Origin of the sequence: Pseudomonas sp. Sample_16, from assembly GCF_004307665.1 — a bacterium.
Taxonomy (GTDB): domain Bacteria; phylum Pseudomonadota; class Gammaproteobacteria; order Pseudomonadales; family Pseudomonadaceae; genus Aquipseudomonas.
In genome coordinates this window covers 55231-70253 of the sequence record NZ_RCOB01000108.1, presented here as the reverse complement: position 1 = coordinate 70253, position 15023 = coordinate 55231, and the positions used below count along the sequence as shown (strand labels likewise).

At 59.0% G+C, this 15023-nt stretch carries 10 protein-coding genes and 1 pseudogene; 2 read left to right on the top strand and 9 right to left on the bottom strand.

Annotation, left to right across the window (positions count from 1 at the left end):
• Positions 1–231 precede the first annotated feature (231 nt).
• From D8U69_RS15665 to D8U69_RS15655, 3 genes and pseudogenes are all read right to left on the bottom strand, one after another.
• A pseudogene (locus D8U69_RS15665) lies at positions 232–657 on the bottom strand (hypothetical protein).
• Positions 620–1249 carry a nucleotidyltransferase domain-containing protein gene (locus tag D8U69_RS15660; protein WP_130907696.1) on the bottom strand — a complete coding sequence of 210 codons (630 nt, stop codon included), beginning with the start codon at positions 1247–1249 and terminating at the stop codon, positions 620–622. The pseudogene D8U69_RS15665 and the gene D8U69_RS15660 overlap by 38 nt, the downstream one beginning before the upstream one ends.
• A gap of 191 nt (positions 1250–1440) precedes the next feature.
• On the bottom strand, positions 1441–2541 hold the full coding sequence (locus tag D8U69_RS15655) for an RHS repeat-associated core domain-containing protein (protein WP_130907671.1): 1101 nt from the start codon (positions 2539–2541) through the stop codon (positions 1441–1443).
• Positions 2542–3061: 520 nt separating this feature from the next.
• Here D8U69_RS15655 and D8U69_RS29790 point away from each other — a divergent pair.
• Positions 3062–3430, top strand: coding sequence for a DUF6124 family protein (locus D8U69_RS29790; protein ID WP_130907695.1), 369 nt, complete (start codon positions 3062–3064; stop codon positions 3428–3430).
• A gap of 119 nt (positions 3431–3549) precedes the next feature.
• On the opposite strand, the gene D8U69_RS15645 is transcribed toward D8U69_RS29790, so the two are convergent.
• From D8U69_RS15645 to pilG, 6 genes are all read right to left on the bottom strand, one after another.
• The gene (locus D8U69_RS15645; protein WP_130907694.1) at positions 3550–4005 is read right to left on the bottom strand and encodes a chemotaxis protein CheW; all 456 of its coding nucleotides are present in this window, start codon (positions 4003–4005) and stop codon (positions 3550–3552) included.
• A gap of 4 nt (positions 4006–4009) precedes the next feature.
• Positions 4010–10039, bottom strand: a complete 6030-nt coding sequence (locus tag D8U69_RS15640; protein ID WP_056853965.1) for an Hpt domain-containing protein — start codon at positions 10037–10039, stop codon at positions 4010–4012.
• Between the two features lie 50 nt (positions 10040–10089).
• Positions 10090–12123 (bottom strand): methyl-accepting chemotaxis protein, encoded by a 2034-nt coding sequence (locus tag D8U69_RS15635; RefSeq protein ID WP_236708450.1) that lies wholly within the window; start codon positions 12121–12123, stop codon positions 10090–10092.
• 172 nt (positions 12124–12295) lie between these two features.
• Positions 12296–12835, bottom strand: coding sequence for a chemotaxis protein CheW (locus D8U69_RS15630; protein ID WP_056853967.1), 540 nt, complete (start codon positions 12833–12835; stop codon positions 12296–12298).
• Positions 12836–12845: 10 nt separating this feature from the next.
• Positions 12846–13211, bottom strand: coding sequence for a twitching motility response regulator PilH (gene pilH, locus D8U69_RS15625; protein ID WP_056853968.1), 366 nt, complete (start codon positions 13209–13211; stop codon positions 12846–12848).
• 57 nt (positions 13212–13268) lie between these two features.
• A complete protein-coding gene (gene pilG, locus D8U69_RS15620; RefSeq protein ID WP_056854372.1) occupies positions 13269–13673 on the bottom strand; it encodes a twitching motility response regulator PilG in 405 nt (134 codons plus the stop codon).
• A 346-nt stretch (positions 13674–14019) separates the two neighbouring features.
• On the opposite strand from pilG, the gene gshB reads away from it, so the two are divergent.
• The gene (gshB, locus tag D8U69_RS15615; RefSeq protein ID WP_056853969.1) at positions 14020–14973 is read left to right on the top strand and encodes a glutathione synthase; all 954 of its coding nucleotides are present in this window, start codon (positions 14020–14022) and stop codon (positions 14971–14973) included.
• Positions 14974–15023 lie beyond the last annotated feature (50 nt).

Sequence of the window (15023 nt, the reverse complement as noted above, 5' to 3'; positions counted from 1 at the left end):
GGTTCGCTGTCGTGGGGGTCACATTAGGAGCGTTGGGTGGGGGCATCAATCAAGCAGCGTGGTGGATTGTTACGGTCAAGTTAATGGTTGCCTTCACTGACCCATCGCGGGCAAGCCCGCTCCCACAAGGTTCGCGCCGTACACAAAATTTGTGACCGACACGGTCACTGTGGGAGCGGGCTTGCCCGCGATGGCGTCAGTAAAGTCTCCAAAGTCTTGCGCCATGGAACATCACAGCTCAGCCATCTGCTCCTGCACTCGAATCAAAAGCTGGGAAGTACTTTCCAGCAATTGCGCCAGCAATGCCTCATCTTCATCCATATAGCCTTCGTACTCCGCCAGATTTCGCCGCTCATGACACAAGGCGAAAAGTCGGACCTGAAGCTTGTTCGCATCGGCGGTATGAACCAGACACTGGAAAACCAGGTAGCGCTTGTCGGAGCGATAGCCACTCAACCGCAGGGCAGTCAGCGCAATGGCGTGAGCAGCGTTGTAAGCCAAATCGAATCGACTTGCGAAGGAAAGAGAAAGGGTTTGTGCGTCTTTCAGTCAAGCGATGGCCGAACGCATCAAGCCTTCGCATTCCGTGCGTTCCGGCGGCTCGACCTTCAACCCACCGCTACGTACCAGATTCTCCAGACTCTCGTTGCTGCCCATCCTTGGACTCCACAGGGCTCTCACCCATCAGATTGATCTTGTCCTGTTGCGCTACCCGCACGACGAAGCTGTTTTCAGCCTTTATTTTTGCGGCCCAGTCTTCGGGGGTGTAGAGCGTCGGGTTAAAGGTGCGGCTCAGTTGCTCTTCCAGGGGCAAGAGCCGTTCCATCACTTCACTGTAGTGCAGCCCTTTACCAATCAGCATCAGATCAATGTCACTGGATGCGTTGGCCTGATCCTTGGCGATCGACCCATAGACAAACGCCCAATCGAGCTGATCGGCGAAGGCCTGCAATGCGTCGCGCAAAGGCTGTGCGATACCGAAGGTTTTGCGGGTGATACCCATAAGCTCTGTATAGATCGGGCAATCGGGATTGGCTTGATAGTGAGTCTGGTTGCCCTGTCGGGACATCGTCAGCACCCCCGCCCGTTGCAAACGATCCAGTTCGCGCATGAGGCTGCCTTTGCCCACTTGAGCCCAGCGCACGATCTCGTTGGCGTAAAAGCTTCGGTCGGGTTTGCCGAACAACAGGCCCAGCACTTTTTGCTGAGTGGTCGTGAACAAGGCTTCGCTGAGGGAGAGGTTTTGCACAGTGGACAACCAAAGAGTCCTAAAAAGGGAACGATAGGTCCCTTTTTTGGGACTTTTCATTCTTTTCCAACCCATTGGGTTCTGTATTTGAATATTTGTTCGTAGACACAGTGAGTGAATGCCCAGCCTAATGTCACGACCTAGAGCAATGCCGGAACTCGCTAAGTGGTGAATTGTTACCGTTACCGAAACTAATTCACGTCTTCTCGTATCTTCTTTAGTTTCTGTGCAAATCGATAAGTTGCCGCCGTAGACACCTCCGTCGCGCCACGTTTATTTCCACTCGATACAAGCTCAGTTTGGACTGCGGCTACGCTAAATTTTGCATGAGCGCGACTCAACCTAGGGGTAATTGAATTACCATTACCAAAGCTAGCAACTCTTTCCAATTGATCTAATACACCACGGTATTTGTCACGATGTTCGAAAAAATTATTAATTTTTGGATTTAAAAAATTCCCCGAAAAAATATTCGAGAAGGGAAATGTGCGAATAGGCTCTATCCTAGAAAATTTCTTGATAAGATCCATGTTCAATGGATCTTTATCCAGCGCGCTATGTAAATTCACTGATCGCTCATTCGAAAAACGTGCCGGAGCTCTCCATTTTGCAAGTTGAGCGTTCGAATTCGATAGTGGATTATTCAGATTATTTGAGTGTTTTAGATATGAAAATTTATGCCCAGCCGAAAAGGCACTCATATCAGCCAATTTTGCATCTCTTAAAACGTCTACAAAGTCTATGGTTGACATCAAAAACCAACGCATATGGCCTGTTGGGTCAGAGCCATTCACAGGATCCCCCGAACAATAGGCGTAGGGATTAATCCCCCCCTTACCAAACGGACTCAAACTGTCCGGACTATTAAATCGCATCATAATCGGATTGAACGCCCGATATCCGTTACCCAACAAATAGTGTCTGGTGATCGCATCGGGCCGCTCACCATTAAAACCCAACAAGCTGGTTAAACTATTATCCGCGTGACGATGGCCATAAGGTGAATAAGCAATTGCAGGCGAATTCCCACCAACTGTGTGCATCACTGAACGCTGCTGATCAGTGGCCAACAAAGCCGTTTCCAGTGTGTCGCCCAAACTTATCCGCTGTGCCAATAACAGATCATCCTGCTGCAAGATTGAACAGCGAGCTAGGCCATGAATCTCCGTGACCAATCGTCTTTTGCAATAAAAGCGCTGAAGAGTGTCCTGTGTGGCCGAATTCAAGCCAATTAGACAATCCAGCGGATCATAATGATAAGTGCAGAGTACTTCTTTGTTTTGGGAAGGCATTGGCAGGGCTCCTGCTGCTCCTTGCTGATGGCATTGAGTTTCGGCCCTTAAGCTGAAGGTGTCTACTAGTAGAACTGATAGGTAAGCGTTGGCCCGAGGCCTCGACCAAGATTCGGGATGAGCCTGCTCATCACAAGCGGCCTGAACCGATGTTTTTTGTTTAATCATTTGTCTGCAGGAACGGCGTGAGGCTACGCAGTTTGACGTTGTGACCTACAACACCCCCTGAACCCGCTGACTGGTGCGCTTTTGTGCTGATCTTTATCGTTTGGGTGTCGCTGACAACTCAGTGACCGGGCCTGGAAATCCGAGGTGTAGATGACGCAAAAGCGCCTTTCATAACGTATGCTTGCGCACCTTGAATGTGTGCATTCCGTTATGGCGGCTGTGCGTGGGAGACCTTCGGGTCTGCCGGGTTGTTTCCTTCATTTACCCCCGGATTTCCAGCCTGCGTACAGCTGCCACCCTTCGCCTGGAAATCGAATGGTGCAGCTGAAACTCATCAAATGAAGGGTTATGTATTTTCAAAGTAACTCCCAATCCCCCAGAAACCGATCCCGATTCCCAAGCTTCCTTCGAAGACGAAAAACTCAAGGAAGCCGCCGACCGCGCCCTCTCTCATTACTTCCCGTCCCCTCACGAAAAACCGGCCAAGCGTCGAAAATTCCAGCTCTTCACCGTCTCTCCCGATGTCGGCACCGAAGCGCTTCTGGCCAATACCTCCGAAGACCTGCTGTCCATCAGCGCCATTGCGGCCGATCTGGCGGACGTTGTGGAAGGCTCCCGCCGCTCGGTAGCCCTGGCGCTCAGCCGGATGGCCGATGGCGTGCATTTGTTGGTGGAGCAGGCGCTGGATCATCATGAGGCATTGGCTCAGGCCAGGGTTTAGCAGTCAGGTTTTCGGTGGATTGAAGTTCGCGTTCAAGCCCGCTCCCACATTGGACCGAGGTGAACACAGGTTTTGTGAGGAGCTCGGACTAATGTGGGGCTTGCTCGCGAAGGGGCCCTTCAGACGAGCCCGGCACTCACCAACAACTCCTCCAGCGCCAACAAATCCGGCACCTTGGCCACCTGGTCAGCCACTTGCACCGCCGCTTTCTCCAGCGAACACAACGGCACATCCACATAACTCAACTGACTGTCGAGCTTGTACGAGCGCGGAATCCCCTGCACCAGCATGGCAATGAATTTCAGCTCGGGCCGGCCTCCCAGGGCATTGAGAATGACGATTCGCGCCCGCTCGCCAATGACGATTTTCTGTCCGCAGGCCGACTCGAAGCTCAGCAGCGGAATCTGCCGATTGCGCCACGTTACCCGCCCCAGGTACCAGGGTGGCGTATCCAGGTCGAACGCCGCAGGCTGGTAATCGATCAGCTCGGCCACCGCAACGTTGGGCAAGATCAGGTGACGGTCGGCCAGCGGTAGCAACAGGCCGGTGAGGTTGCTGGTGCGCTGGCTGATCAGCCGCTCAAGCATGGGTTTTGCTCCACAGGGCAATGCTTTCAAGCAATACCGATTCCTGGTACGGCTTGCCAAGATAGTCGTTGACGCCGATGGCCATCGCCCGGTCGCGGTGTTTCTGGCCGGTGCGTGAGGTGATCATGATGATCGGCAGGTGCTGCAAGCGCTCATCGTTGCGGACCTGGGTCGCCACTTCGAAGCCGTCCATGCGCGGCATTTCGATGTCCAGCAGCATCAGGTCGGGCATGTGCTCTTCGAGCAACAGCATGGCGTCGACCCCGTCCTTGGCGGTCAGCACGTTCATGCCGTGACGTTCGAGCAAGCGGCTGGTGACCTTGCGTACCGTGACGGAATCGTCGACCACCATCACCAGCAATGGCCGCTGCGGCTCGGCTTCGCCTTCGTGGCTCGCCGGGCGCTGCGGCACATGGGCCTGCATCGCACGGATCGGCGCCAGCAAGTCCAGAATCAGCACGACCCGGCCATCCCCCAGAATCGTCGCGCCGGAAACGCCCTGCACTGCGGCGAACTGCGGACCAAGGCTTTTCACCACGATCTCGCGGGTGCCGGCCATGGCGTCGACCAGCACGGCAATGCGGCGCTCGTTGCATTGCACCAGCAGCACCGGCAACGGCAGGCTCTGGCCCAATAGTTTTGGCCGGGCACTGGTTTTCAGCAGCTCGCCCAGATAGCACAGCTCGTAGCGTTGCCCGGCGTATTCGTAGGTGGGCGGATCGAGGCGGAAATGCCCTTCAAGTTCGTTGGGCAATACGCGGACGATGCCGTCGATGGTGTTCAGCGGGATCGCATACTGATCATCAAGACATTGCACCATCAGCGCCCGATTGACCGACACGGTAAACGGCAGGCGAATGCGGAAATGCACGCCCTGCCCCGGCACGGAATCGATGCTCATGGTGCCGCCCAGTTGCCGCACTTCTTCGTGCACCACGTCCATGCCGACACCCCGTCCGGAGATCTGGGTGATTTTCTCGGCCGTGGAAAACCCCGGTTGCAGGATGAATTGCAGAACGTCACGGTCGCTGATGTCGCTGTCCTGATCGAGCAAGCCGCGCTTGATCGCCTTGCGCCGCACGGCATCCAAAGGCACGCCGGCACCGTCGTCGCGGATATCGAAAATGATGTCGCCGCCCTCGCGCAACAAGTCGAGGGTGATTCGCCCTTGCGCCGGTTTCCCCGCCGCGATCCGCACTTCGGCAGGCTCAAGGCCATGGTCCACGGCATTGCGCAGCATGTGCTCGAGGGGCGCCGCCATGCGTTCGAGCACGTTGCGATCCATCTCGCCTTCGGCGTTGCCGACGATGAACTCGACGTCCTTGCCTAGCTCGCCGGCCACCTGACGGACTATGCGCTTCAAGCGTGGCAGCATCCGTTCGAACGGCACCATGCGCGTGCGCATCAGGCCTTCCTGCAACTCGGTGTTGATGCGCCCCTGCTGTTGCAGCAGGTTCTCCGCATCCTGATTGCGCCGGTCGAGGGTTTCCTTGAGGTCGAGCAAGTCAGAGGCGGATTCGAACAGTGCCCGCGACAGTTGCTGCAACTGCGAGTGACGGTCCATCTCCAGCGGATCGAACTCTTCGTAACCCAGGCGCTCGGCGTCGACTTGCTGGCGGCTGAGAATCCGGCCCTGGGTTTCGGTGTCGAGGCGGCGCAACTGGTCACGCATCCGCTCGATGGTGGTTTCCATTTCGTTCAGCGCCACTTGGGCGTCGCTGACCTGCTGTTCGATGCGGCCGCGGAAGATCGAGGTTTCGCCAGCCAGGTTGACCAGGTCATCGAGCAGCTCCGCCGAGACCTTGACCATGTCTGCACCGGCATCCGCTTGCAGCAACGGCGTCTCGGGTTTTGCCGCCGCGGGCAGCGCGGTCGTTGGCGCAGCTTCAGGTTCCGCCGGGTGGCTGAAGTTTTTGATCGCATCGATCAATCGGTCTGCCGGTGGCAGCGGTTCGCCGGCGCGAGTGGCGTCGAGCATTTGTGCCAGCCGGTCATGACTGCGTTGCAGCAGTTCGAACAACGCCCCCGTAGATTTCAGTTCACCGCTCGACAAGCCTTCGTAGAGAAATTCCAGCTCATGGGCCAGGTCGCCAATCGGACCGATTTCGACCATGCGCGCCCCGCCCTTGAGGGTGTGCAGGTCGCGCAGCAGGGTTTCCACTTCCTGACGGCTCGAAGGCTCAGCCTGCCAGCGCAACAGCGCCGCGCCGGAGCTTTCGATGATGTCGAAACCTTCTTCGAGGAAGATGTCCAGCAGTTCGCCATCGTGATGCGCCGAGTCATTGCTGGCTGCCGGTTCGACCATGTCGGCGTTACCGGCATGGCCCAGGCGGAACGCGCGTATCGCCTCGATCAGCTCACTCGGATCGCCCAACGGTTGATGCTGCTGCAATTGCTTCAGCAACTGTGCCATGCGCTCATGACTGTGTTGCAGCAACTGCGCCAGGACGTCGCTGTAGCTGTAGCGACGGTCCACCAACCCCTCGTAAAGGCTTTCCAGCTCATGGGCCAGATCACCGACCGGCTCGACCTCGGCCATCCGTGCGCCGCCCTTGAGCGTATGCAAATCGCGTTGCAGCGACGACAGCGGCGCAGCACTTTGCGGATCGTTCAACCAGCGCTGCAAGGCCTGGTTGGCGCTGTCGAGGATGTCCACCGCTTCTTCGAGGAAGATTGAAACGATCTCGTCTTCCAGATCGTTAGCGCGGTCCCCTGTGGGAGCTGGCTTGCCAGCGATGATCTCGCAGGCGACTTGGTTATCCAGTGAATGCGCGTCATCGTTGACGTCCATCGCTGGCAAGCCAGCTCCCACAGGGTGGAGTGTGTTTTCAAGTTCAGCGGTGACATCACCCAACTCGCGAATGCTCAGGGTGCGGCTGCCGTCACTGCGGATCAGGCCCATGGCCGATGGGTCGAGGCTCTGATCAAGCAAGCCATGCAAGGCACGAATCCGTTCCGGACGCGGGCTGACTTCCTGGCCAGCGGCCAATTCGTCGAGCATGTTGATCAACGCTTCATGGGCACTTTGCGCCTCGTGGAAAAACGCCTCGCTGACGGCCAGGCTGCTTTCTTCCACGGCACCGTAGAGGTCGAGCAAGGCTTCGCATAGTTCATCCACCGGATGCAGATCGGCCAGGTGCGCGCCCTCGCCGAGGGTGGTCAGCTCGTCCAGCAGCGCACTGAGTTCCTGGCGCTCGCCGGGGTGCTGCTGCCAGCGCTGCAGCAGGCTTTCGGCATCCAGCAGGATGTCCATGCCCTGGGCCAGGAAGTTGTTGATCAACTGCGGATCGCGCTTGACCCGCAACCCGCTGCTCGGCGCGTTCAAGAGGTTTTGCAAACGCTCGCCGAGCATGGCCTGGGCCCGCTCGATCAACGCTTTGGCACGGGGTATTTCGGCCAACGGCTCGCGCCTGAGCTGGCGCAAGCCAAGCCGGAACAAGCCTTCGGCTTCCAGCAACAATTCGACTTCATCCAGCTCCAGTGCCACCTGATGCGCCTTGTACTCGCGCAACAGTTGGTCCAGCGGCGCGGCCAGTTCGGCAATCGGCAACACACCCGCCATCGACGCACTGCCCTTGAGCGTATGCAAGGCTCGCTGCAACTCGTCACTGGCCTGCAGCGGCAGATGCTCGGCCGCCTGTTCGAGAAAGCGATTGAGGCTGCTCAAATGGCTTTCGGCCTCCTTGCGAAAGATCTCCAGCAACAGCGGATCAAGGGCCGAAACGTCTTGAGTGTCTTCCTCACAGGCCGGTTCCTCGCCCTTGGCCAAGGCATGGGCGCGGGCAGCCAACTGGTCGACATCGTTGCGCTGACGCTGAGCATTGGCGGTGTATTCGGCCACCAGTTCAGGCAACAGGTTGAGCACATCACCGAGCAGTTGCTGCACCGTGGCGCCTGGTTCCACGCTGTTTTCCAGTACGCGGTTGAGCAGGTTTTCCACGGCCCAGGCCAGCTCACCCAGCACCAATGCGCGAACCATGCGGCCGCTGCCCTTGAGGGTATGGAAGGCGCGGCGCAATTCAATCAAGGCCGAATGGTTATCGGGATTGACCGACCAGCGCGGCAGGTATTCGCGCAGGACTTGCAGGACTTCATCGGTTTCTTCGAGGAAAACCTCGCGCAACTCATCGTCCACCGGCTCTTCGCCGGGCGGAGGCGGCAGCAGGCTGCCGGGGGTAGTGACAGCGGGCGGATTCAGGGCGGACACCGGACTGGCCAGCACATCGGCGAGGGTCTGGACGATGGCTGGCCCATCAAGCTCCTGGCGTTGCTGCATGACCTGCGCTTCGCTGGGGCTCAGCACATCATCAAGCACCGGCACATGCTGTTCGCTGGACTTTTCATTAGGGAAGAAGCCGAGCGACGCCAGGCTTTTTTCGGCGACGTCGAGCAGTTGTTCGCCGGGTGCTTCAGGGTCATCGCTCAAGCGTTCCAGATAATATTCGAGACTGGTGATGACGTCGGCCAGGCTGTCGAGCTCCTGCCAGCCGGGCTGCCCCGGATCCAGCAGCAAGTGTTCGCGGATGAAATGGTTGCAGGTTTCGATCAGGCTCGCCGCGCGGTTCAACGGAATCATCGCCAACGCACCGCGCACTTGGGTCAGCAACGCTGGCAGTGCCTGCAAATGCTGGCGGTCCCAGTCGGCGTCGATGTAGTCGACGATCATGTCCTTGGCCTGTTGCAGGCAGATACGCGTTTCCTTGATCACGATCTGGTGGATCTGTGTCAGGTCGGTGGTCGGCAGGCGGCTGTCTTCCTGGCTTTCGGGCTCCACCGTGCCGACCATGCCGGCCAGCGTGGCTTCGACATAAAGCAACGCCCCGGCAACGTCCATGAGGATCGCATCGTCGGGCGCGCGCTGGCCCTGGACGAGGCTCAGCACCACCGCCAGTTGATCAATGATGACCTTGCGTGGCTGACCAAAGCCCAATACCGCCAGGGTGTCAGCGATTTGCCGCAGGGGTGCCAGCAGGCTGTCCAGATCGGAAGTGTGTTGCCGGTCGCTACGCACGAACAGGTCAAGGCGCTCCTTGACCCGTACCAGCTCTTCGCACAAGGCGGCCAATACCGAACGCATGGCGTCGCGGTCAGGACCGGCCAGCCGTGCGCGTTCTTCGTCGACCATTGCGCTGTCGGGCAGCGCGTCGTCCAGTCCGTAGCGATCTTTCATGGTCAGCATCTGCCCGGTGGGATGTTCGGCCTTGGCAATGTAGAACAGCAAACTCTTGAGCAACTCCGGTGGAGGAGGCTGATTGACGCCGTGCATGCCCTGCTCCAGCAGACGCTTGAGCTCTTTGTCGGCATCCTTGAACAGGCTGCGCAACGCCGGACTGTTGGCGATGGCGCCAGCGCGCATGCCTTCGACCAATGCCGAAGCGACCTGCCACAGCGGGGCCAGAGGCGCGTTGGCACACAAGCTTTCGAGACGGGCAAAGACTTTCGCCAGAAAACCGAGATGGGTGTCGTCATCCTGCTCGCGCAACAGACCGACCAGTGCCATCTGCAACATCTGCCGCAGCTTGCGCAGCACGTTCGGCAGTTCGGCCGGTTCCAGCAGCGCCAGGGATTGTTCACTCAACGGCGGCAGGTGCGGCAGTTGCGGGCTGAACAGGCTGGTTTCCGACAACAGGCTTTCGCCACGGGCACTGCGCAAATCGTTGATCAACGGCAGTACGACCAAGGGTAGATCACGGCGGGCACCTTGCACGCGGTCAAGGTAGATCGGCAGTTGCCCCAAGGCCTGCAGCATCAGGTGCAATGCTTCGTCACGGTGACTGACGCGCCCCTCTTGCAACGCGATGACCAGTTGCTCCATTTCTTCGGCGAGCAGTGCCGCGCCGTAGAATTCGACCATCTGCAGGCTGCCGTGAACCTGATGGATATACGCCAGGCATTCGCTCAGGGCGTGCGTCGCCTGCGGATCGTCAAGCCGGGTTTCGATCGCGTGATGAGCCTGCTTCAGCGTTTCGGCAATTTCGCCTTTGACCCATTCGAGGGCCACATAGTCGTGCCGATCACCCATAACCACTCCAGTCCCCACTTCGTTCAAGATGCCTGCACCCGTGGTCCGGTTCAAGCTTTGTCCGCCACCGGCGCCTTGGTGGCGGGCAAGGTGAAACCAGACACCGAACGCCGCAACTGGCTGGCCATTTTCGCCAGGTTGCCGATGCTCTCGGCCGTTGCGGTAGAACCGGACGAGGTCTGCGTGGTGATCTGCTGGATCACGTTCATCGTCAGGGAAATCTGACCGGCAGACGACGTCTGTTGTTGTGCCGCGTTGGAAATGCTCTGGATCAGTGCCGCCAGGGTTTTCGACACCCCTTCGATCTCTTCCAGGGCCACACCGGCATCCTGCGCCAGGCGGGCACCACGCACCACTTCGGTGGTGGTCTGTTCCATGGAAATCACCGCTTCGTTGGTGTCGGTCTGAATCGCCCGTACCAGGGTTTCAATCTGTCGCGTGGCCGCCGATGAGCGTTCGGCCAGGCGTTGCACCTCGTCCGCGACCACCGCGAAACCGCGTCCGGCATCGCCGGCCATGGACGCCTGAATCGCCGCGTTGAGGGCGAGGATGTTGGTCTGGTCGGCAATATCGTCGATCAGGCTGACGATATCGCCGATTTCCTGGGACGACTCACCCAGGCGCTTGATCCGCTTGGCGGTGTCCTGGATCTGTTCACGGATATTGTCCATGCCGTGGATGGTGTTGTGCACCACTTCGTTGCCCTTGTTGGCGATTTCCACCGAACGCTCGGCCACCGCCGAGGATTCAGCGGCGTTGGCCGACACCTGATCGATGGACTGGGCCATGTCATTGATCGCGGTGGAGGCTTCGGAAATCTGCTGAGCCTGATGCTCGGAAGCCTGTGCCAGGTGCATGGCGGTGGCCTGGGTTTCCTGCACGGCGGCGGCGACTTGCCCGGCGGTCAGGTTGATGGTTGCCACCAGATCACGCAGCTGGTCCACGGAGTAGTTGATCGAGTCGGCGATGGTGCCGGTGAAGTCTTCGGTCACCGACGCGGTCACGGTCAGATCGCCGTCGGCCAGGTCCTCGATCTCGTCGAGCAATCGCATGATCGCGTTCTGGTTGCGTTCGTTTTTCTCGGCGGTTTCCCGCAGTTGGCGATTGGTTTCGCGCACCATCACCAGGCCGATGAGGATGATCGACATCAGCGCCGCCAGGCCCAGCACATAGCCGCCGATGGTGTCGGTATCGCGCCCGCCGGCGAGGTTTTCGAACCCGCTGGCCAGGTGCGAGGCTTCATCGAGCAGGGTTTGCGACAGGCTGAAAATGTTGGTGGCCGATTCGCGAACCTTGAACAGTTCAGGCGAGGTTTCGAGGATTTCATCGACGGAGCCGGAAACGAACTCGAACAGCTCGGCAATCTCGATCAGCCGCGCACGCGCATCTCGGTCCTCGACCTGGCTGACTTTCAGCGCCGGATTGCCTTGGAGCATGCCATTGAGCACCTGGCCGAAACGTGCGGCATCGCGACCGAAGGCGTCGGCCGCCTGCTGCGAATTTTCATCCCCCGACAGCACCGTGTTGACGGCGCCCAGGATGCGCTCGGCCAGCAACGATTGGCGTTGAGCCATCGCCACCTGTGCGGCGGGCGCTCCGCGTTGCAGGAGGGTTTCCACCACTTTTTCGTACTCGACCTGCAACTGCGGGACGGTTTCAGCCAGGGTCGCGGCAACTTGATGCAGCGATAGCACGGTCTGTTCGCTGGAAAGAATGGCGTCGGTGTTTTTCAGCAGGCGTTCCCAGTCCAGTTGCACGGCGCGCATTTCCGGGCGCACGGCGGCCGGTGCGGGAGGCAGGCCGGTGGACGGGTCGCCTTTTTTCAGATAGCTCCAGCGCTGGGCAAAATCGTTGCGCGCATCGCTGAGCAACTTGAACGCCGCGGCCTTGCCGGCGGCGGCTTCGGTGGCGTTCTTGGCAATGCGCTGGGATAACACGCGCAGCTCGCCGGCATGGCCGATGTACTGCTTGTCGTACGTGGCCTGGGTGTTGAGGTACGCGAAGTTGGCGAACAACAGCATGATGAAGATGATCAGCGCGATGAACAGCACGATGATCTGCGACCGACTGCGCGACCCTTCCATTGGCTTGCCTGTTTTTGCTTTTGTCATCGGTCTTCGCCTGTACTGCCCAATTCACTTCAAACCCGACACCGTCCCTGTGGGAGCTGGCTTGCCAGCGATGGCATCACCTCGGTTCAAGATGAGACCGAGTTGCCTGCATCGCGGGCAAGCCCGCTCCCACAAAGGGCCGCGTTCACACCGCGATGTTCATGAAACCCTGCGAGCGCGCCAGCGCAAACGGGCTGAACACCCGCCAGGTCTGCTCGCCCTCAAAGCAGCCTTCGACAAACGCCGCCATCGGGCCGGAAACCGCATCGCCCGCGACAGCCTCAAGACTGCCGTGGGCGAAGTGCTGAAGGCCGAACACTTCGTCGACCATCAGCCCGGCGAACACGTCTTCATGCTCCACCACCAGCACCCGCCGCTGCCGACGCGCCACCGAGAGCTCGTGTCCAAAAAAGGCACACAGATCCATGATCGGCAGCAGGCGTCCACGCAGATTGGCAACGCCCTTGACCCAAGGCTTGACCCCCGGCACCTGAGTGAAACGCGGCTCGTGCAATACTTCACTGACCTCGCCCATCGGCGCGACGTACCAGCATTCACCGAGGCGAAAACCGATGCCGCTCCAGCTGTTCTGGTGGGTCGGCTGGGACGGCAAATCCGCCGCCAGCAAGCGACAGCGCTGGTCGATCTGCAGCAGCAGTTCAAAAGCCGTCAGCGACTCGGTCATGGCCGGACGATCAACCGGCCAGCACGTTGTTCAGGGTTTTGAGCAGGGTTTCCTCATCAACCGGTTTGGTCAGGTAATCCTTGGCCCCTTGGCGCGTGCCCCAGACCTTGTCGGTTTCCTGATCCTTGGTGGTGATGATGATCACCGGGATGTGCCCGGTTTCCGGATCCTTGGTCAACTGTCGGGTAGCCTGAAAACCGTTGAGGCCGGGCATGACGATGTCCATCAGCACTGCGTCGGGTTTTTCCTGGCGGGCCAGGGCCACACCGTCGGCGCCATTCTCGGCTTTTAATACCTCATGGCCGTGCTTTTCCAGCATGCCGGTCAATTTGTACATTTCAGTCGGCGAATCATCGACGATCAGAATACGTGCCATGGTCTTCCCCATTCTTGTCGACGCAAGGCCCGTTGGCCGAGCGTCACTGTAGGTGTCTTACTGCGGCAAAACGGCGGCGAAGCCCGGAACATGGGCCTGGATCGCGTTCAGCAGTTCTTCCTTGCTGAAAGGCTTGGTCAAAAACTGGTCGGAGCCGACGATGCGGCCCTTGGCCTTGTCGAACAGCCCGTCCTTGGACGACAGCATAATCACTGGCGTGGACTTGAATGCACTGTTGTTCTTGATTAAAGCGCAGGTCTGATAACCATCCAGACGCGGCATCATGATGTCGACAAAGATGATGCCGGGATGATTGTCGGCGATCTTGGCCAGGGCATCGAAACCGTCGATGGCCGTGATGACCTCACAACCCACGTTCTTGAGCAGCGTTTCGGCGGTGCGGCGAATCGTCTTCGAATCGTCGATCACCATGACCTTCAAGGCGCTGGGGTGCTGTTCCATAAATGCTCTACCGTCGCCTTTGTGAATCAATTTGTCCGTTTGCCGGTTAACGGCGGCCCGAAACCCTTGATACTCAAGGGCCAGCATCACTAGGCAGTCTTTTTAGCACAGTCTCCAGCACCAATCTATCGGCCGACCGGTGCGGTGGTTTTTCCTTGACCGGGAACCTACTCAGCGCCACTCTGACGCCACTTTTATTGGCTGGTTTTCTGTAGGAGCAAGCCCTCGCGATGGTCGTCAACGATAACACTGGCTGCCGACACCCCGAGGCGCTCTCAGGTTTATCGCGAGCAGGCTCGCTCCTACAGGGGATCGGCACCGGCCCCCAAATTTCGAGGAAAAACCCATGAGCGTTCGCGTCGGGATTGTCATGGACCCAATTGCCAGCATCTCCTATAAAAAGGACAGCTCGCTGGCCATGCTGCTGGCCGCGCAGAAGCGTGGCTGGGAACTGTTCTATATGGAACAGCGTGACCTGTACCAGGCCGAAGGCCAGGCACGGGCGCGGATGCGTCCGTTGCAAGTGTTCGCCAACCCGGAAAAATGGTTCGAGCTGGGCGCTGAAAGCGATGCGCTGCTCAGCGACCTGGATGTGATCCTGATGCGCAAGGATCCGCCATTCGACATGGAGTTTGTTTACTCCACGTATCTGCTGGAGCAGGCCGAAAGCGCCGGCGTGCTGGTGGTCAACAAGCCGCAGAGCCTGCGCGACTGCAACGAGAAACTGTTCGCCACGCTGTTCCCGCAGTGCACGCCGCCGACCATCGTCAGCCGTCGCCCGGACGTGCTGCGCGAGTTCGCCGATCATCACGGTGACGTGATCCTCAAACCGCTGGATGGCATGGGCGGCTCCTCGATCTTCCGCCACACTGCGGGCCACCCGAACCTGTCGGTGATCCTCGAGACCCTGACCCTGCACGGCCAGCAACAGATCATGATCCAGGGTTACCTGCCGGCCATCGTCGATGGCGACAAGCGCATCCTGATGATCGACGGCGAGCCGGTGGATTACTGCCTGGCGCGCATTCCCGCCGCTGGCGAAACCCGTGGCAACCTCGCTGCCGGTGGCCGCGGCGAAGCGCGTCCGCTGACCGAGAAGGATCGCTGGATTGCTGCGCAAGTCGGCCCGACCCTGCGCGAAAAAGGCCTGCTGTTCGTCGGCCTCGACGTGATCGGTGAGCATCTGACGGAAATCAACGTCACCAGCCCGACCTGCATTCGCGAGATCGACAATGCCTTCGGGACCGACATTGGCGGCATGCTGATGGATGCCATCGATCAGAAGCTCAAGGCACGTTGATTAGCCAAACCAACATTGCGTTATCATGCGCGGCCTGTGAAAACGCGATG

Coding starts and splice junctions, on each gene's coding strand:
- D8U69_RS15655 (WP_130907671.1), bottom strand. CDS start 2,541: ATGCCTTCCCAAAACAAAGAAGTACTCTGCACTTATCATTATGATCCG.
- D8U69_RS15635 (WP_236708450.1), bottom strand. CDS start 12,123: ATGGAAGGGTCGCGCAGTCGGTCGCAGATCATCGTGCTGTTCATCGCG.
- D8U69_RS15640 (WP_056853965.1), bottom strand. CDS start 10,039: ATGGGTGATCGGCACGACTATGTGGCCCTCGAATGGGTCAAAGGCGAA.
- D8U69_RS15630 (WP_056853967.1), bottom strand. CDS start 12,835: ATGACCGAGTCGCTGACGGCTTTTGAACTGCTGCTGCAGATCGACCAG.
- gshB (WP_056853969.1), top strand. CDS start 14,020: ATGAGCGTTCGCGTCGGGATTGTCATGGACCCAATTGCCAGCATCTCC.
- pilG (WP_056854372.1), bottom strand. CDS start 13,673: ATGGAACAGCACCCCAGCGCCTTGAAGGTCATGGTGATCGACGATTCG.
- pilH (WP_056853968.1), bottom strand. CDS start 13,211: ATGGCACGTATTCTGATCGTCGATGATTCGCCGACTGAAATGTACAAA.